Origin of the sequence: Paracoccus sp. AK26 (assembly GCF_011801365.1) — a bacterium.
Classification (GTDB): Bacteria; Pseudomonadota; Alphaproteobacteria; order Rhodobacterales; family Rhodobacteraceae; genus Paracoccus; species Paracoccus aerius.
On record NZ_CP041041.1, the window covers coordinates 1,993,431 to 2,009,864 of the forward strand.

The 16,434-nt window shown below is 67.2% G+C and carries 19 protein-coding genes; 7 read left to right on the forward strand and 12 right to left on the reverse strand.

The annotated features are described in order from the left end of the window. Positions 1-3 precede the first annotated feature (3 nt). The 6 genes from hflK to gmk all read right to left on the reverse strand — a co-directional run bounded on the left by hflK (position 4) and on the right by gmk (position 5,883). On the reverse strand, positions 4-1,299 hold the full coding sequence (gene hflK, locus FIU66_RS09845; protein WP_167622535.1) for an FtsH protease activity modulator HflK: 1,296 nt from the start codon (positions 1,297-1,299) through the stop codon (positions 4-6). Between the two features lie 104 nt (positions 1,300-1,403). Next, positions 1,404-2,801: a glutathione-disulfide reductase gene (gene gorA, locus FIU66_RS09850; protein WP_167622536.1), complete on the reverse strand. Its 1,398-nt coding sequence runs from the start codon at positions 2,799-2,801 to the stop codon at positions 1,404-1,406. A 1-nt stretch (position 2,802) separates the two neighbouring features. Next, complete coding sequence (gene rpiA, locus FIU66_RS09855) at positions 2,803-3,558, reverse strand: ribose-5-phosphate isomerase RpiA (RefSeq protein WP_167622537.1); 756 nt, start codon at positions 3,556-3,558, stop codon at positions 2,803-2,805. Positions 3,559-3,626: 68 nt separating this feature from the next. After that, a complete protein-coding gene (locus FIU66_RS09860) occupies positions 3,627-4,736 on the reverse strand; it encodes a cell wall metabolism sensor histidine kinase WalK (RefSeq protein ID WP_167622538.1) in 1,110 nt (369 codons plus the stop codon). Then, the gene (locus FIU66_RS09865) at positions 4,736-5,257 is read right to left on the reverse strand and encodes a gamma carbonic anhydrase family protein (RefSeq protein ID WP_167622539.1); all 522 of its coding nucleotides are present in this window, start codon (positions 5,255-5,257) and stop codon (positions 4,736-4,738) included. Before FIU66_RS09865 ends, FIU66_RS09860 begins: the two co-directional genes overlap by 1 nt. After that, positions 5,254-5,883 carry a guanylate kinase gene (gene gmk / locus FIU66_RS09870; protein WP_167622540.1) on the reverse strand — a complete coding sequence of 210 codons (630 nt, stop codon included), beginning with the start codon at positions 5,881-5,883 and terminating at the stop codon, positions 5,254-5,256. The genes FIU66_RS09865 and gmk overlap by 4 nt, the downstream gene beginning before the upstream one ends. Before the next feature lie 256 nt (positions 5,884-6,139). Here gmk and FIU66_RS09875 point away from each other — a divergent pair, with 256 nt between their 5' ends. Beyond that, complete coding sequence (locus FIU66_RS09875) at positions 6,140-6,865, forward strand: PAS domain-containing protein (protein ID WP_240544656.1); 726 nt, start codon at positions 6,140-6,142, stop codon at positions 6,863-6,865. 33 nt (positions 6,866-6,898) lie between these two features. On the opposite strand, the gene rnd is transcribed toward FIU66_RS09875, so the two are convergent. Further along, a complete protein-coding gene (gene rnd, locus FIU66_RS09880) occupies positions 6,899-8,068 on the reverse strand; it encodes a ribonuclease D (protein ID WP_167623469.1) in 1,170 nt (389 codons plus the stop codon). A 108-nt stretch (positions 8,069-8,176) separates the two neighbouring features. Beyond that, positions 8,177-9,307, reverse strand: coding sequence for a tRNA guanosine(34) transglycosylase Tgt (tgt, locus tag FIU66_RS09885; RefSeq protein ID WP_167622541.1), 1,131 nt, complete (start codon positions 9,305-9,307; stop codon positions 8,177-8,179). Between the two features lie 123 nt (positions 9,308-9,430). Between tgt and FIU66_RS09890 the strand changes: the two genes are divergently transcribed. From FIU66_RS09890 to tpiA, 3 genes are all read left to right on the forward strand, one after another. Beyond that, positions 9,431-9,784: an SUF system Fe-S cluster assembly protein gene (locus tag FIU66_RS09890; RefSeq protein WP_167622542.1), complete on the forward strand. Its 354-nt coding sequence runs from the start codon at positions 9,431-9,433 to the stop codon at positions 9,782-9,784. A gap of 151 nt (positions 9,785-9,935) precedes the next feature. Then, positions 9,936-10,304 (forward strand): iron-sulfur cluster assembly accessory protein, encoded by a 369-nt coding sequence (locus tag FIU66_RS09895; RefSeq protein WP_167622543.1) that lies wholly within the window; start codon positions 9,936-9,938, stop codon positions 10,302-10,304. An 88-nt stretch (positions 10,305-10,392) separates the two neighbouring features. Further along, on the forward strand, positions 10,393-11,136 hold the full coding sequence (gene tpiA, locus FIU66_RS09900; RefSeq protein WP_167622544.1) for a triose-phosphate isomerase: 744 nt from the start codon (positions 10,393-10,395) through the stop codon (positions 11,134-11,136). On the opposite strand, the gene FIU66_RS09905 is transcribed toward tpiA, so the two are convergent. Genes FIU66_RS09905 through FIU66_RS09915 form a run of 3 tightly spaced genes read right to left on the reverse strand, consistent with a single transcriptional unit; the run spans position 11,111 to position 12,973 of the window. Further along, positions 11,111-12,121 (reverse strand): GGDEF domain-containing protein, encoded by a 1,011-nt coding sequence (locus tag FIU66_RS09905; protein ID WP_167622545.1) that lies wholly within the window; start codon positions 12,119-12,121, stop codon positions 11,111-11,113. The genes tpiA and FIU66_RS09905 overlap by 26 nt on opposite strands. After that, positions 12,118-12,633: a heme NO-binding domain-containing protein gene (locus tag FIU66_RS09910; RefSeq protein WP_167622546.1), complete on the reverse strand. Its 516-nt coding sequence runs from the start codon at positions 12,631-12,633 to the stop codon at positions 12,118-12,120. Before FIU66_RS09910 ends, FIU66_RS09905 begins: the two co-directional genes overlap by 4 nt. Before the next feature lie 52 nt (positions 12,634-12,685). Then, positions 12,686-12,973, reverse strand: coding sequence for a DUF3572 domain-containing protein (locus tag FIU66_RS09915; protein WP_167622547.1), 288 nt, complete (start codon positions 12,971-12,973; stop codon positions 12,686-12,688). 100 nt (positions 12,974-13,073) lie between these two features. Between FIU66_RS09915 and FIU66_RS09920 the strand changes: the two genes are divergently transcribed. The 3 genes from FIU66_RS09920 (at position 13,074) to FIU66_RS09930 (ending at position 15,632) form a co-directional block, all read left to right on the forward strand. Beyond that, entirely contained in the window at positions 13,074-14,459 is a 1,386-nt protein-coding gene (locus FIU66_RS09920; protein WP_167622548.1) for a diguanylate cyclase, read from the forward strand. Between the two features lie 85 nt (positions 14,460-14,544). Further along, complete coding sequence (locus FIU66_RS09925; protein ID WP_167622549.1) at positions 14,545-14,949, forward strand: DUF983 domain-containing protein; 405 nt, start codon at positions 14,545-14,547, stop codon at positions 14,947-14,949. Next, on the forward strand, positions 14,901-15,632 hold the full coding sequence (locus tag FIU66_RS09930; RefSeq protein ID WP_167622550.1) for an NUDIX domain-containing protein: 732 nt from the start codon (positions 14,901-14,903) through the stop codon (positions 15,630-15,632). The genes FIU66_RS09925 and FIU66_RS09930 overlap by 49 nt, the downstream gene beginning before the upstream one ends. On the opposite strand, the gene FIU66_RS09935 is transcribed toward FIU66_RS09930, so the two are convergent. Further along, positions 15,629-16,399, reverse strand: a complete 771-nt coding sequence (locus FIU66_RS09935; protein ID WP_167622551.1) for an enoyl-CoA hydratase-related protein — start codon at positions 16,397-16,399, stop codon at positions 15,629-15,631. The two genes, FIU66_RS09930 and FIU66_RS09935, sit on opposite strands and share 4 nt — an antisense overlap. Positions 16,400-16,434: the final 35 nt, after the last annotated feature.

A 16,434-nucleotide genomic window follows, 5' to 3' on the forward strand; every position in this document is an offset into this window, starting at 1 on the left:
CCATCAGTTGTTACCCCCGATATTCGTGCCGGTCTGGCCCTGGTTCTGAAGTCCGGTGGCGGGCTGGCCCAGGGTCTGCTGACCGCTGTTCGGCAAGGCCCGGTTCTGCTGGCCCGTGTTCTGCGTGCCGGTGCCCTGGCGGCGCAACTGGTCCAGCGGCAGATAGGGCACCACGCCCGATCCCTGACCATTGACCGAGTCGCCAAGGATCACCTTGTCCACGCGGCCCAGCACGGTTTCCATCGTTTCCAGATACATCCGGCGGCGGGTCACGTCGGGCGCCTTCACATATTCCTCGTAGATCGAATTGAAGCGGGCCGCCTCGCCCTGGGCAGTGTTGACGGCTTGGGCGCGATAAGCCTCGGCCTGTTCCAGGGTCGCTGCGGCGTCACCGCGGGCCTGGGCCAGCACCCGGTTGGCATAGGCATCGGCTTCCTTCTCAAGCCGGTCGCGTTCCTGCTGGGCGGCCTGGACTTCGCGGAAGGCGTCGATCACCTCGGCAGGCGGGTCTGCGCGGTCAAGGTTGACCCGGACCACGTTGATCCCGGATTCATAGGCGTCCAGCGTCTGCTGCACGGATTGCTGCAGGTCGTTGGCGATCGTGCCCCGGTCGCGGTTCAGGATCGGCGCCAGTTCGCTGCGCGCGATGATGTCGCGCATCGAGGATTCGGCCACGGCGCGCATGGTGTCGGCCGGGTCGGCCAGGTTGAACAGGAATTTCTCGGGGTCCGAGATGTTCCAGACGACCTGGTATTCCATGTCCACGATATTCTGGTCGCGGGTCAGCATCAGGCCGTTGTCCATCTCGCCCTGGGCGCCGGTGCCGATCTCGGTCACGCGTTCGTTGGTCACGGGGATCACCTCGGCGGTGACGACGGGCCAGGGGGCAAAGTTCAGACCCTCGGTCCCCACCGCCACCGCGCGGCCGAACAGGAACTCGACGCTGCGTTCGTTGGTCTGGACACGGTAGAAACTGGCAAATGCCCACAAGGCCAGCAGGATCAGCCCCGCGATGGTCAGGGTCGAGCGGTTCATCTGGAACGCCGGGCCACTGGGGCCCCGGCGTCCGCCGCCGCCACCGGTCGGCCCGCCACCGCCGCGCCCACCCATCAGCACGCGCAGGCGTTCCTGGCCCTTCTTCATCAGCTCTTCGATCTCGGGCATCTGCTGCGGGCCACCGGGGCGCTGCGGTCCCTTTGGTGGTTGCTGCTGTCCCCAGGGGCGGTTGGTCGGACGCTTGTCGCGATCCCCGTCATCTCCTCCGCCGCTTCCGCCGCCCCAAGGGCCCTGACTTGCCATCCGTGGTCCTTCTTTCTTCTTCGAAAATCCGTCACTTGAAACTGGGCCGGCAGGGCGAAATGTCAACCCGAAGGCCCCCTCAGCGCGCGCATCTGTCGCAATTGTCAGGCAGTTGCAGCCTGTGCAGGAATCTCCAGCCGGTGACGCCGGGACGGCTGGCGCATCGTCACAAGTTCCTCGGCCGCGGTGGGATGCACGGCCATCGTCGCGTCGAAATCGGCCTTGGTCGCGCCCATGGTGATGGGAATGGCGGCAAGCTGGATCATCTCGCCCGCGTCGGGACCGAAGATGTGGCAGCCCAGCACGACATCGGTTTCGGGTTCGACCAGCAGCTTCATCATGACCTTGGCGTCGCTGCCCGCGAACATCGACCGCATCGGGCGGAAGGTGGTCGCATAGACGTCGACATCGCCGCGCGCGCAGGCCTGCTCCTCGGTCAGGCCCACCGAGGCGGCTTCATGCGGGCGCAGATAGACGGCGCTTGCGATATTGGAATGGGCGACCCTGCGCGCCCTGCCGCCAAAGACCGTGTCAGCAAAGGCATGGCCTTCGCGGATCGCCACAGGGGTCAGGTTCACGCGGTCGGTCACGTCGCCCACCGCGAAGATCGAAGGGACCGAGGTTTGGGACCATTCGTCTACCTGGATCGCACCGTTCGCGCGCAGATGGACGCCCGTATTCTCCAGCCCCAGCCCGCCGGTATAGGGGTTGCGGCCGGTGGCCCAGATGACCGCGTCGAAATCCTCGTGGCTGTCGTCGCTGAAGGTCACGCGGGTCTGGTCGCCCGTCCGTTCCAGCCGCGTCAGGTTGACGTTCAGCCGCAGGTCGATGCCGATGCCGCTCAGTTGCAGGGTCGCCATGTCGCGCATCTGCCGGTCAAAGCCGCGCAGCACCGCGTCGCCGCGATAAACCTGCACCGTCTCGCAGCCCAAGCCCGTCAGGATGGTCGCGAATTCGCAGGCGATATAGCCGCCGCCCACCACCAGAACCCGGCGCGGCAGGCGGTCCAGCAGGAACAGGTCGTCCGAGATCAGACCCAGTTCCTCGCCCGGGATGCCCGGCAGCGCGGGACGCCCGCCCACGGCGATCAGGATATGCTTGGCGGTCTTCCGCGTGCCGTCTGCCAAGGCGACCGTATGGGCATCGACGATGGTGGCCCGCTGGTGGAAGATCTGGACCCCGGATTTTTGAAGGTTCGCGGTATAGATCAGCTCAAGCCGGTTCAGTTCGGAATCCAGCTTGTGCTTGAAGACCGGCCAGTCGAACCGCCCGGCCTGGGCGCCTTCCCAGCCATAGCCGCGCATCTCCTCGGCCATCAGGCCGGCTTGGGATGCGAAGATCATCAGCTTCTTGGGAACGCAGCCCCGGATGACGCAGGTGCCGCCCATGCGGCTTTCCTCGGCCAGGGCGACGCGGGCGCCGTGTTCGCCCGCTGCGATCCGGGCGGCCCGGACGCCCCCCGATCCGCCGCCGATCACGAACAGGTCAAAGTCGAAAGTCACGTCAGTCCCCCTCGCCCGCAAGCATGTCGGCATCAATATCGGCATTGCGGTCAAGCTGGACAACCGTGCCATCCGGCTTGCCGATGATGGCGACATGGCACATGCCCAGGAACAGCCCGTGTTCCACGACGCCCGGAATGGCCGCAAGCGCGCGGGCCAGGGCCACCGGATCGGGGATGCAATCCAGATGCAGGTCGAGGATCCAGTTCCCCTCATCCGTGACCCAGGGCTCGCTGCCCTTCAGTCGGTGCAGCACGTTGCGATCGCCCAGATCGAGATCCGCAAGGGCGCGCCGGATCAGGGTCCGCGTCGTCTCGAAGCCGAATTGCAGCACCTCGACCGGCAGGGGGAAGGCGCCCAGCTGTTCCACGACCTTGCCGGGATCGGCGATCACCACCATGCGGTGGCTGGCGGCGGCGACGATCTTTTCGCGCAGGTGCGCCCCGCCGCCGCCCTTGATCAGGTGCAGGTCGGGGTCGACCTCGTCGGCACCGTCGATGGTCATGTCCAGCCAGCCGATCTCGTCCAGGCTCTCGATGGACAGGCCCAGGCTTTCGGCCAGGTCGCAAGTGCCCTTCGAGGTCGCGGCGCAGCGCAGCGACAGACCCTCGGACCGGGCGCGGGCGGCCAGTTCCCGCACCATGATGGCGGCGGTCGATCCGGTGCCCAGGCCCAGCTTCATGCCGTCACGGACAAGCGCCACCGCGGCGCGCGCGGCCGCCAGCTTGGCGGGATCGGTCTGGGGGGTCTGGGTCATCTTCGGGCTCCTCCGGATCAGCTTGGACGGTTATAGGCCAGGGGCGGGCCGCCCGCCACCGGCAAACCTCAGCCCCGGTTGGCGCTTTCGGGCAGGATGACCGTGAAGGTGCTGCCCTCGCCCCGCGCGCTGTCGATGCGCAGCCGGCCCCGGTGGCGGTTGACGATATGCTTGACGATGGCAAGGCCCAGCCCGGTGCCGCCCTGGGCGCGCGACCGGTGCGTGTCCACACGATAAAAGCGTTCGGTGAGGCGCGGCAGGTGCATCCCCTCGATCCCTTCGCCACGGTCGCGGATCTCGATGGCCCAGGCAGGACCGCGCAGCAGGGGCTCGTGGTCGATCCGGCGCATGGCGACACCCAGATAGCCGCCCGAGCCGCCGTATTTCAGCGCGTTCTCGATCAGGTTCTGGAAGACCTGCACCAGTTGGTCGGGGTCGCCCGGCACCTCGCGGCTGCCGTCGATGCCCTGCGTCTCGACCGCGACCCCCGCAGCCTGGACGGCGGGGCCCAGCGTCGCCAGCACGCCCCGCAACAGCAGCGGCAGGTCGACCCGGCCCAGCGGACGGCGCCGCTCCTCGGCCTGGACGCGGCTGAGCGACAGCAGGTCGCTGACCAGCCGGTTCATGCGCCCGGCCTCGCGTTCCATGATATCCAGGAAGCGGTCCCGCGCGCGGGCGTCGTCGCGGGCCGGGCCGCGCAACGTCTCGATGAAGCCGATCATCGCGGTCAGCGGCGTCTTCAGTTCATGGCTGACATTGGCGACGAAATCGCGTCGCATCTGCTCGGCCTCTTCGGCGGCGGATCGGTCCATGACGGCGATCGTTGCCCCCTTCCCCAGGGGCGAGGGCAGCCGCGCCACCGTGATCTCGGCCGCGATATCGCGTCCGTCGGCGGAAAAGACCGCGTTCAGCCGCGCCACGCCCTCGACCGGCGGCGGCAGCGAGGGGTCGGGCACCGGCGCGGGATGGCGGTCGGGGTCCAGCACCCAGTCCACGGCGGCGACCACGGCGGGATGGCGCAGGACGGTGACAAAGGGTCGGTTCAGCAGATCGCCCTCGCCGAACAGGGCAACGGCCGCGCGGTTGGCGCCGATGGTGCGGGCGCGTCCATCCACGGCCAGCATCGCCACGGGCACCCCTTCCAGCAGGTCCGAGGCCCGGCGATGACCCTGCTGCATCAGCCGACCTGCCGCAGGCCCGTGCGGAAACGGGCGGCATTGGCGCGGTACCGTGCCGCCGACTGGCGCAGGCCTTCAAGCGCGGCCTCCTCCAGCATCCGTACGACTTTGCCGGGCGCGCCCATGACCAGGGCGCCGGGCGGGATGTCCTTTCCCTCGGTGATTAGGGCGCCGGCACCGATCAGCGCCCCCGCCCCGATCTTGGCGCCGTTCAGGATCGTCGCGCCCATCCCCACCAGGGCACCGTCGCCGATGGTGCAGCCATGCAGGATCGCGCGATGGCCGATGGTGCAATCCGCACCGATGACCAGCGGGCAGCCCGGATCGGTGTGCAGCACGCTCAGATCCTGGACGTTGCTGCCGCGCCCCACGCGGATCTCCTCGGTGTCGCCGCGCAGGATCGCGCCCCACCAGACCGAGGCCTCGGCCTCCAGCACCACCCTGCCCATCAGTTGCGCATCCGGCGCGACCCAGGCGTCGGGCGCGATCTCGGGGGTTTGGCCGTCCAGTTCCCAGATCATGCGTGTTCCTCCATCAAGCCCTTCACGAAGCGGCCCAGCCCGCCCTGGCGTTCGCGGCGCAGGCGTTCCGCCGTCAGGATGGCGCGCAGCCGGGCCTCGGTTTCGTCCAGGTCGTCGTTGACAAGGACGTAATCGTATTCGGCCCAGTGGCTGATCTCGGCCCGGCTTTTCTCCATCCGGCCGGCGATCACGGCGTCGCTGTCCTGCCCGCGCGACCGCAGGCGCCGTTCCAGTTCCGGCAGCGACGGCGGCAGCACGAAGATCGACACGACATGCCCGCCCAGGGCCGAGGCACGGATCTGCTGGCCGCCCTGCCAGTCCACGTCGAACAGCGTGTCGCGCCCGTCGCGCATCGCGGCCTCGACCGGGGCGCGGGGGCTGCCGTACAGGTTTCCGAACACCTCGGCATGTTCCAGCATCTGGCCCTGTTCGACCATCTGGTGAAAGGCGCCGGGGCTGGTGAAATAATAATGCTGCCCGTCCACCTCTCCCGGTCGGGGCGGACGGGTGGTCGCGGATACGGAGAAACGCAAGGAAGGATCCCAGTCCATCAGCCGCCGGGCCAGCGTCGATTTCCCCGCGCCCGAAGGGGACGACAGGATGATCAACAAGCCGGTTCTGTCCATGGATCGTGCCCTTTCTTTGCCTTGCGGCGGGATGGACCAGCGGCGCCGAGTGGTCAAGTCCCGGGCAGGGCCAGGTGTTGAACCAAATGTCTTAACCATTCGTTAGGAAAACGACTCGGCATGGGCTGAAGTTATGTTTATCATGCTGTTGGAGTGTATAGCGTGTCCGTGTTCCTGGGCGCGCGCCAGTAACGAGGGTCAGACAGTGTCGAAATGGCAGGACGACAACGCGTCGCATCCGCCCGGGGCGGATGGCATGGGTCAGGTATTGCAACTTGCCGACTTCAATCCCGACCAACCTGCCCGCATCATGGCCGATCTTCGCGCCTATTGGGACAGCCTTCGCAAGGGCCGTGCCGTTCCCGCGCGCGCGGACGTTCATCCGCATGGCATCCACCGCGCGCTTGACCATGCCTTCATCCTTGAACGGATCGCGCCCGGCGCTGCCCGCTTTCGCCTTGCGGGCCAGCACCTGATAGACCTGATGGGCATGGAGGTGCGGGGCATGGCCTTCTGTTCGCTGGCCAATCCCAGCTCTCGCGGGCGGTGGTCCGACGTCCTGGAATCGGTCTTCCGCGCACCCCAGATCGCCGAGATGACGCTTCATGCCAAGGCCGACTATGCCCGTCCCGAACTGTCGGCCCGGCTTTTGCTGCTGCCGCTGGCCTCGGATCTGGGGGACGTGACGCGGGCCTTGGGCTGCATCATCGCGGAAGGCCAGATCGGCATTGCGCCGCGCCGCTTTGATCTGGTGGCGGACCAGGTTCTGCCGATCATCGACGGGGGCAAGACGCTGACGCCCTCGCCTTCCGACCTGGGACAGGACTGGCGGTCGGCACGGCCGGCAAAGCTTCAGGCGCCTCTGCCTGCGGAATTGCCGGGCAAGCGGACCGACAGCCCCGAATCACGGCGGTCACGGTTTCGCCTGATCACCCCCCAGCCCCTGGACCAGGCCGCCAGGCGCAATCCGCCGCTTGGCTGATGTGCCTGGTCGCCTGACGGGCGGAAAGGCGCGTCAGGGGACTGGCACGACCCGGACAGAGCCGCCCTTGGCCGACAAGGCAATCTCTCCGGCGGCAAGGCGCAGGGCGTCCTGACCGAAGACCTCGGCCCGCCAACCCCTGAGGGCGGGCAGGTCGCGTTCCCCCTGGGCAAGTGCATCCAGTTCCGCGGCCGAGGCAATCAGCTTGGGCGCAACCCCTGCCGCATCGGCCTTGGCCTTCAGAAGCACGCGCAGCAGATCCGACAGCGCGGCATTGCCGGGCTTGCCCGGTTCCTCGGCCTTGGCCTGCGGCAGGTCCTTGGAGTCTACCCCGGCCCTCACCGCCGCCAGGATACCATTGGCGATGTCGCCCTTGCGCGCCTCGCGCAGCAGCAGGCGCGAGCGGCCCAGATCGGCCTCGGTCGCGGGCTTGGTCGAGGCGACCTCGATCATGGCATCGTCCTTGAACACGCGCGACCGGGGGATGTCGCGTTCCTGGGCATAGGCTTCGCGAAAGCGCGCCAATTCGCGCAGGATCGCCAGGAACCGGGGCGAGTTGGTGCGGGTGCGGACCTTGAGCCAGGCTTCCTCGGGGCGGGTGATATAGGTTTCCGGGTCTTCCAGAACCGCGATTTCCTCGGCCAGCCAGCTTTCGCGGTCGTTCTTGCGCAGTTCGGCCGACAGGAACTCGTAGATCACGCGCAGATGGGTCACGTCGGCCAGCGCATAGGCCTTTTGCGCGTCCGACAGCGGGCGGCGGGACCAATCCGTAAAGCGCGACGACTTGTCCAAGTTCGCCCGCGCGATCTTGCGCACCAGCGTTTCATAGCCGACCTGTTCACCAAATCCGCAGACCATCGCGGCGACCTGGGTGTCGAACAGCGGCTGCGGGAACAGCGCGGCGTCGTGGAAGAAAATCTCGAGATCCTGGCGGGCGGCGTGGAAGACCTTGACCGTGCCCTGATGGCGGAACAGGTCGTAGAGCGGCTCGAGCGACAGGCCCTCGGCCAGGGGATCGACCAGCACGGCCTCGCCTCCTGCGGCCTTGGGCGTCGATGCGGGCGGCAGCGCCAGCTGGATCAGGCACAGCTTTGACCAATAGGTCCGCTCGCGCAGGAACTCGGTATCGACCGTGACATAAGGGGCTGCCTTGGCGTTCTCGCAGAACAGCGCCAGGTCTTCGGTGCGGGTGATCGTGATGATGTCGTCGCTCATGTGGTCTTTCGCCCAGGGCGGTTCGTCCGCCAACCGGACACCGATAAGCCCGGGCCTTCTCAAAGGAAAGTGTTTTTGGTCAGCGGGACTGACGGATCACAGGGGTGGAATGTCGCCCTCGGCTCGCTGGGCATGGAAGTCGGCCACGAATTCGTCCAGCCGGCCTTGGGCGATGGCGCTGCGCAAGCCCGCCATCAGCTCCTGGAAATAATGGAGATTGTGCCAGGTCAGCAGCATCCCGCTGATCATCTCGCCCGCGCGGAAGACATGGTGCAGATAGGCGCGGGAATAGCCCGTGCAGGCGGGACAGGTGCATTGTTCGTCCAGCGGACGCGGGTCATCGGCGTGGCGCGCGTTCTTGACGTTGACCTGCCCGCGCCGTGTCCAAGCCTGCCCGGTCCGCCCCGACCGCGAGGGCAGAACGCAGTCCATCATGTCCACGCCCCGCTGGACCGCGCCCACGATGTCGTCGGGCTTGCCCACGCCCATCAGGTAGCGCGGCTTGTCGGCGGGCAGGAAGCCGGGCGCATAGTCGAGGACGCCGAACATCGCCTCCTGCCCCTCGCCCACGGCAAGGCCGCCGATGGCGTAGCCGTCGAAGCCGATGGCCCTGAGCGCCTCGGCCGATTCTTCGCGCAGTTCGGGCGTCACCCCGCCTTGCATGATGCCGAACAGCGCATGGCCGGGACGGTCGCCAAAGGCGTCGCGCGACCGCTGCGCCCACCGCATCGACAGGCGCATGGACCGGGCGACCGCTTCCTCGGTCGCGGGAAGCGCGGGGCATTCGTCGAAGCACATCACGATGTCGCTGCCCAGCAGACGCTGAATCTCCATGCTGGTTTCCGGCGACAGCATGTGCTTGGACCCGTCGATATGGGACGAGAAGGTGACCCCGTCCTCGGTCAGCTTGCGCAGCGCGGCCAGCGACATGACCTGGAAGCCGCCCGAATCGGTCAGGATCGGCCGGTCCCAGTTCATGAAGCGGTGCAGGCCGCCCAAACGCGCGATGCGTTCCGCGCCGGGGCGCAGCATCAGGTGATAGGTATTGCCCAGCAGGATGTCCGCACCCGTCGCGCGCACCGATTCCGGCAGCATCGCCTTGACCGTGGCTGCGGTGCCCACGGGCATGAAGGCGGGCGTGCGGATCTCTCCCCTCGGGGTGTGGATCGTGCCGGCGCGGGCCTGCCCGTCGGTCGCCTGGAGGCTGAAGTGGAAACGCTCGCTCATGGTGGTGCCTGTTTCTTGAACCGGCCGTGTCTAGCGAATGCGAGGGGGCTTCGCAATCCGCCCTGCTCTGGACGCAGGCGAGGCGACCACCTATATCAGGGTCGCATTTGACAGGATTTCGCCATGACCGAGCTGCAGGAAGGCGCCCCGCTGATCGCGCCCTCGTCCACCGACCATCCGCTGTATGACAGCGTCGTCGAGGCCTGCAAGACGGTCTACGACCCGGAAATACCCGTCAACATCTTCGACCTTGGGCTGATCTACACCATCGCCATCAACGACCAGAACGAGGTGCGGGTGGTCATGACCCTGACCGCCCCCGGCTGCCCCGTCGCCGGAGAGATGCCGGGCTGGGTCGCCGACGCCGTCGAGGCCATTCCGGGCGTGAAGCAGGTCGATGTGGAAATGACCTTCCAGCCGCAATGGGGCATGGACATGATGTCCGACGAGGCCCGGTTGGAACTGGGCTTCATGTAGGCCGCCTGCAGCGGCGGTGGCGGGGGCTGTCTGCCCCCGGGTGCCGTTCCGGCACCTCCCCCGAGGATATTTGCACCAAGGCGAAACGCCATGTGCCTTGATGGAGGCGGGGGGCGGGATTATCTTTCTGGGTGAACAGAAGGAACGCGCCATGTTTGCCATTCCCGGATCGTCTCCGGTCAAGATCACGCCTGCCGCCGAACGCCAGATCGCCCGGCTGATGACGGGCAGGAACGCCTTTGGCCTGCGCATCGGGCTGAAGAAGGGCGGCTGCGCGGGCATGGAATACACGATGGACCTGGTCGAGGCCGCCGAGCCGAACGAGGAGGTCGTGGAACAGGGTGCCGCCCGGGTGCTGATCGCGCCACGCGCCCAGATGTTCCTGTTCGGGACCGAGATCGATTACGAAAACGGTTTGCTGGAATCGGGCTTCCGCTTCCGCAATCCGAATGTGACCGACGCCTGCGGCTGCGGCGAATCGGTCCGGTTCGAGCCGCTGGAAGGCAGCCGCGCCGTCTGACGCGGATTGTGTGGCCGGTTTCGGCGCTACCATGATTGCGCAGGACGCCCCCTGCCCCTAAGCCCGCCAAAGGTTTTGGAGGAATGGCATGGCACCGCGCAAATTGGCCGCTGGCAATTGGAAGATGAACGGCAATCTGGCCGCCCTGGCCGAAATCGACGTTCTTGTGGCGGCGTACCCGGCACCCGGCTGCGAGATCCTGATCTGCCCGCCTGCGCTGCTGATCCATCCGGCGAAGACGCGTGCGGGCGATGTCATCGCCATCGGCGGGCAGGACTGCCATGACCAGGCCTCTGGCGCGCATACGGGAGACATCGCTGCGGCGCAACTGCGCGATGCAGGCGCCACCTATGTGATCCTGGGCCATTCCGAACGTCGCGCCGATCATGGCGAAACGGATGCAGCGGTGGCTGCCAAGGCGACTGCGGCCCATGCCGCCGGGCTGGTCGCGATCATCTGCCTGGGCGAGACCGAGGCGCAGCGCGACGCGGGCGAGACGCTGGACGTGATTGCCGCGCAACTTCATGGATCGATCCCCGCCGGGGCCACGGCAGCAAACACGGTCGTCGCCTATGAGCCGGTCTGGGCGATCGGCACCGGCCGCACCCCCACCACCGACCAGATTACCGAGGTTCATGCCCTGATGCGTGACCGGCTGGAGGGCAAGGTCGCAGATGCGGCGGAGGTGCGGCTGCTTTATGGCGGCAGCGTGAAGCCGGGCAATGCTGCGGAAATCTTTGCGATCCCGCATGTGGACGGAGCCTTGGTGGGCGGGGCAAGCCTGAAAGCCGCGGACTTCGGACCCATCATCGCAGCCCTTGCAAGGAGCTAGGACTGGCCGCGACCGGCAGGGGCGCAATCGAGACGCGGCCCTTGCCCTCTCGCTTTGACCGATAAAGGGCGACATCCGCGTCTTCCAGCATCCGGTCGATCGCATCGGCACTGTAACCCGCCGACAGCACGATCCCGATGCTGGTCGAAACATTGCAATCTGGTGGCGAGACGTCCTCGATCCCCTGGATGATGCGCGTTCCGATATCGGTCAGGGCCTGGCAGGTCCAGGCGCCGTCCAAGATCAGCACGAATTCATCGCCGCCGATCCGCGCAACCCCATCGCGCGCCCTCACCGTGCGGGTCAGCACCCGCGCGACCTCGACCAGCAGGCGGTCGCCCGCGGCATGGCCCATGCGGTCGTTGACCTGCTTGAAATTGTCCAGATCCAGATGCGCCAGGGCGAAACCGGGCGTCCCGTGCTGCGGTTCAAAGGCGTTCTGCATCGCCACCTGCAGCCCCCGCCGATTCAGCAGGCCGGTCAGGGCATCCGTATGGGCCTCGCGCTCGGCATCCTTGCGGGCCAGCATCAGGTGGCGGTTGAAGCGCGCAAGCTCTTGCTGGACGGCTCGGTTGGCTTCCTGCAGGAACATCAGCTCAAGCGCCAGTTCCGACGGCGCGAAATCCGATTCGGTCAGGCCGAAGACCGCCACCGCTTCCGACAGCGAAACCCCGAAGCAGAAGTTCAGAAGAAGCCCGCCAAATCCCGGCGCCACGACATGGCCCCGCAGCGAAAGGCGCCGATGGTGGCGCAGCCGCAAGGCAAGCCGGTTGCCGCCCTTCGCGGCGCGGATCGCCCCGATCACATGGCCCGAGGCCGCGCCCCGCCCCTCGACAAAGACATCCTCGACATCCTGCGCATCCGGGGGCATCAGCTTTCGCATGGTCGGCCCGGCGGAATGGATCAGGCCGCATTCGGCCACGCAGAGATGCATGGGCATCAGCCGGTCCAGCACATCCTGCCCCAGGGTCAAGCCATGGCTCATGACGCCTGGATCCTGGGCGAAAGATGGAATGTCCGCCCCGTCGCGAAGGCGGAGTCAGATATGTCCACGCACAATCCGCCATCCCGGGGGGTGATTACGCAGAGCGCGCCATAGTCATCGGCCATCGCCCGCAAGAGCCCGCTGAGAAGCGCTGTCCAGACCGCCTGCCCGTGCGAGAAACTGATCCACAGCAGGCTGTCATCGCTGCGTGACAAGCCAATCTCGGGGATGTCGAGATCATCGGTAACCAGCCGGATCCGGTCCGGCAGTTCCTCGAGCCGCAGAAGAAAATCCAGGAAATCCTGCCCGCAGAACCGCAGCAGGCGCCAGATCTCGTCCTGCCGCACCAGCCAGGCGCCCAGATCCTCGACCAGTTCATCCACCGGCTTGTCCAGGCGGCGCGCGGCGTCATGCAGCATTCCGGCGGGGTCGAGGTTTTCCGCCCCGGCCTGAAGGGGCACCGATTCCTCGGCAAGGAACCGTTCGATTGCGCGGCTGACAAGATCGTTCATGGATCACCTCCGTCGCCCTTCATAGGCAACAGGGGTGAACAAATCGCAAATGTCAGACGTCCCAGCCATAGCTGCCCGGTCCGGCAAGGGCCGTCCGCGCCTGCATCAGATCGCCCGGGGGAATGGTCAGATCGGCGGCGGCGTCCAGGACGCGCCGGTCGTCTTCCAGCAGGAAGTCCAGCACATGCAGCGCAATTTCCGGAGCTGCCGCGATCTTTCGCAAGTCTTGCGGGCTCAGGCCCGATGCCTCCAGAAACCCGGCCATCAGGTCGGGCCGTTCCGCCATGTAGATCAGGACCGAGGTGGCCAGATTTTGGGCGGCTTCTCTCGAATATGTCATCGTGGGTCCTTGGATCGGGCGGCTGCCGCCCCTGTTTGGAAACGCTTTGTTAAGGAATCAATGCCATTCTGCACATGTCGTCGAAAAGGGGGCGTTATCGGTGACTGCGCGTATCCTTATCGCGGAAGGCAGTGCGACAAGCAGGATCAGCCTGAAGGTCAAGCTGTCGGGCGCCTGCTACGAGGTGCTGACGGCCGCAACGGGCGACGACCTGCTGTCGCAATTGCGCCAGGGGCGCCCCGACCTGATCCTGCTGGGACCGGGTTTCACGGGGCTTCGCCTGGCGGACGCCTTTCACATGATCTCGGTCGAGCGGCCCCGCACGCCCGTTCTGGTGCTTGCCGACGGGGAACGCCGGGTCGAGGCGCTTCAGGCAGGGGCCGCCGCCGTGCTGGATCCGCGCGTGGCCGAACAGATGCTGCTGGCCCGTGTCCGCGGGTTGCTGCGCGATGCCGAGGCTGACGATGCCCCCGACTTCGCCCTGGCCGAGGATGCGGGCGGCTTTGTCCACGCCCCGTCCGGCAATGTTGTGCTTGTGGCCGACCAGCCGGGTCGGGCGCAGCGCTGGCGCCATATCCTGCAGCCGCGCCTGAACTGCCGCTTTGCCATCGCCAGTCCGGACGAGACGCTCAGCGCGGCGGCGCATGGCGACGGGGCGGACCTGTATATCATCGCTGCCGATATCGAGCAGAAGGGCGACGGGCTGCGGCTGCTGTCCGAATTGCGATCTCGCAATGGATCAAAGGAAGCGGGCTTCGCCGTCCTTGTCGCGCCCGAGCGTGAGGAATTGTGCGCGATCGCCCTGGATCTGGGCGCGGGCGAGGTCCTGCCCCTGGACCCGGCCGGGGACAATAACGCAGAGATCGCCGCCCTGGCGCTGCGCAACCAGTTGGACCGCAAGCGCCGGGCGGATAGCCGGCGCCAGGAGATGAAGCGCAACATGGCCTGGGCCATGTCCGATCCGCTGACCGGCCTTCACAACCGCCGCTACGCGATGCCCCGGCTGGCCGAGATCGCCCGCAGCGCGATGCGGCGCCAGGACGGCTTTGCGGTCATGGCGCTTGACCTCGACCGGTTCAAGGCGATCAACGACAATTTCGGCCATGCCGCAGGCGACGCGGTTCTGTGCGACATCGCCCGGCGGGTCGAGGGGATCGTGGCCAGCCAGGGACTGACCGCGCGCCTTGGAGGCGAGGAGTTCCTGGTGGTCCTGCCCCACGCGACCGAGGCTGACGCCTTCCGCCTGGCCGAGGAGATCCGACAAGAGGTCGAGACCCATCCGACGCTGCTGCCGCCGATCTCGGGCGGCGGGCAGGTCCAGGCCACGCTGTCGATCGGAGTGGCCTTCGAACAAGCGCCCTTCTGCATCAGCAGGCCCGACGTTCTGGCCGAGATCGCCTTGGAACGCGCGGACCGCGCGATGATCGCGGCCAAGTCGCTGGGCCGGAACCGCGTGCTGATGGCGCCCACGCAGCCGGTCTGCTGATGCGACCAATCGTCCGGAACGGAGGACTGGCAACGGTCCGCATCCATGCCTACATTGGCACGGTCCACCCCTGCCGGAGACCGTCATGCCCTCGCCCGCCGCAACCCTTGACTCGAACGAACGGCCCACGGGGCAGGCAATGCTGCGCGGCGCCCTTGGGCGTTGCCCGGCCTGCGGGGAAGGCAAGCTGTTCCGGTCCTTCCTGAAGGTCGCCGACCACTGCCCCCATTGCAACGAAGCGCTGCATCATCAGCGGGCCGACGACGGGCCGGCCTATTTGACGATCCTGCTGGTCTCGCATCTGGGCGCGCCCTTGCTGCTGGCCTGCTATATCGCCTGGCGCCCGTCGGCCATGACGATGATCTGGACCTTCGGCCTCGGCTCGATCATCCTGTCGATGCTGCTGCTGCCCCGCATCAAGGGCGCCTTCGTAGGCCTGCAATGGGCGCGCCGGATGCACGGTTTCGGCGCGGAGCCCCTGCCATCGTGAGCGATGCGAACCCGCCCATCCGCGACGCCGCGACCATCATCCTGTTGCGGCGCGACGCGTCGGGTGCCTCGGTCCTGATGGGAATGCGCGGCGCTGGTGCGGTGTTCATGCCGTCGAAATATGTCTTCCCCGGCGGCGCGGTGGACGCCGCCGATGCAGCGGTGCCCTTGGCGGCGCCCTTGGCCGAGCCGCATCGCAGCCGTCTTTTGCAACAGCCGCGTCCCGGATCGGCACCCGATGCCCACGCCATCGCCGCCGCGGCCCTGCGCGAACTGGCCGAAGAAACCGGCCAGTTGATCGGCCGCCCCGGCGCCAGCGACATGACCGGCTTTGCCGAGGCAGGGCTTGTCCCCGACGCCTCGGCCCTGACCTATCTGTTCCGGGCGATCACGCCGCCCGGCCGCCCGCGCCGGTTCGACGCGCATTTCTTTCTGGCCGATGCGGCGGCGCTTGCGACCGATCCCGACGATTTCAGCCGCGCCTGCGACGAGCTTTCGCACCTGCACTGGGTGCCGTTGTCCCAGGCCCGCGCGCTTGACCTGCCCTTCATCACCGAGGTCGTGCTGGCCGAATTGTCGGACCTGATCGCAGGCCTGGCCCCCGGCGCGCCCTTGCCGGTGCCGGACACGGTGCCCTTCTTCGACAACCGCACCCCGGCCCCGCGTTTCGCGCAGATCGCCTAGCGGCCGGTGAACCGGGCCGGACGCTTTTCCAGGAACGCCGTCACGCCTTCGATGAAATCGGCTGTCCGGCCAGCCGCGCCTTGCAGCCGCGCTTCCAGCACAAGCTGCGCGTCCATGTCGTTCTGGGTCGAGGCCTGCACGGCCTCGCGGATCGACAGATAGGCGGCAGTCGGACCCTGGGCCAGTTGCCGGGCACGCAGGGCCACCCCTTCGGCAAAGGCGTCGTCAGGCAAGGCTTCCCAGATCAGGCCCCAGTCGGCGGCCTGGCGCGCGCTGATGGGTTCGGCGAACAGCATCATGCCCATGGCGCGGGCCATGCCCACGGCGCGTGGAATGACAAAGGTTCCGCCCGCATCGGGAACCAGCCCGATCCGCGTGAAGGCCTGGATGAAGCTGGCACTTTCGGCAGCGATCGCTATGTCGGCCGCAAGCGCAAGGTTCGCCCCTGCACCCGCCGCCACGCCGTTCACCGCGGCGATGACCGGCGCGCGGCAGGCGCGGATCGCCCGCAGCATCGGCTCGTATTCATCCCGCAGCGTGCCTTCCAGATCGGCCGCCGCAGCCCGGTCGGTCAGATCCTGTCCCGAACAGAAGCCGCGCCCGGCCCCCGTGATGACCAGGCAGCGGGCCTCGGCGGGCAGAGTCGTCACCGCCTCGGTGATCTCGACCCGCATCCGGCTGCTCAGCGCGTTCATCACCTGCGGGCGGTTCAGCGTCAGTGTCGCCACGCCGTCCTGGATTGCGAATTCGATGGTTTCAAAGCTCATGTCGGTCCCCCTTTTGCGGGGCATCATGACGCAAA

Coding starts and splice junctions, on each gene's coding strand:
- hflK (WP_167622535.1), bottom strand. CDS start 1,299: ATGGCAAGTCAGGGCCCTTGGGGCGGCGGAAGCGGCGGAGGAGATGAC.
- rpiA (WP_167622537.1), bottom strand. CDS start 3,558: ATGACCCAGACCCCCCAGACCGATCCCGCCAAGCTGGCGGCCGCGCGC.
- FIU66_RS09860 (WP_167622538.1), bottom strand. CDS start 4,736: ATGCAGCAGGGTCATCGCCGGGCCTCGGACCTGCTGGAAGGGGTGCCC.
- FIU66_RS09865 (WP_167622539.1), bottom strand. CDS start 5,257: ATGATCTGGGAACTGGACGGCCAAACCCCCGAGATCGCGCCCGACGCC.
- gmk (WP_167622540.1), bottom strand. CDS start 5,883: ATGGACAGAACCGGCTTGTTGATCATCCTGTCGTCCCCTTCGGGCGCG.
- FIU66_RS09875 (WP_240544656.1), top strand. CDS start 6,140: ATGGGTCAGGTATTGCAACTTGCCGACTTCAATCCCGACCAACCTGCC.
- tgt (WP_167622541.1), bottom strand. CDS start 9,307: ATGAGCGAGCGTTTCCACTTCAGCCTCCAGGCGACCGACGGGCAGGCC.
- FIU66_RS09890 (WP_167622542.1), top strand. CDS start 9,431: ATGACCGAGCTGCAGGAAGGCGCCCCGCTGATCGCGCCCTCGTCCACC.
- FIU66_RS09895 (WP_167622543.1), top strand. CDS start 9,936: ATGTTTGCCATTCCCGGATCGTCTCCGGTCAAGATCACGCCTGCCGCC.
- tpiA (WP_167622544.1), top strand. CDS start 10,393: ATGGCACCGCGCAAATTGGCCGCTGGCAATTGGAAGATGAACGGCAAT.
- FIU66_RS09905 (WP_167622545.1), bottom strand. CDS start 12,121: ATGAGCCATGGCTTGACCCTGGGGCAGGATGTGCTGGACCGGCTGATG.
- FIU66_RS09910 (WP_167622546.1), bottom strand. CDS start 12,633: ATGAACGATCTTGTCAGCCGCGCAATCGAACGGTTCCTTGCCGAGGAA.
- FIU66_RS09915 (WP_167622547.1), bottom strand. CDS start 12,973: ATGACATATTCGAGAGAAGCCGCCCAAAATCTGGCCACCTCGGTCCTG.
- FIU66_RS09925 (WP_167622549.1), top strand. CDS start 14,545: ATGCCCTCGCCCGCCGCAACCCTTGACTCGAACGAACGGCCCACGGGG.
- FIU66_RS09930 (WP_167622550.1), top strand. CDS start 14,901: ATGGGCGCGCCGGATGCACGGTTTCGGCGCGGAGCCCCTGCCATCGTG.
- FIU66_RS09935 (WP_167622551.1), bottom strand. CDS start 16,399: ATGAGCTTTGAAACCATCGAATTCGCAATCCAGGACGGCGTGGCGACA.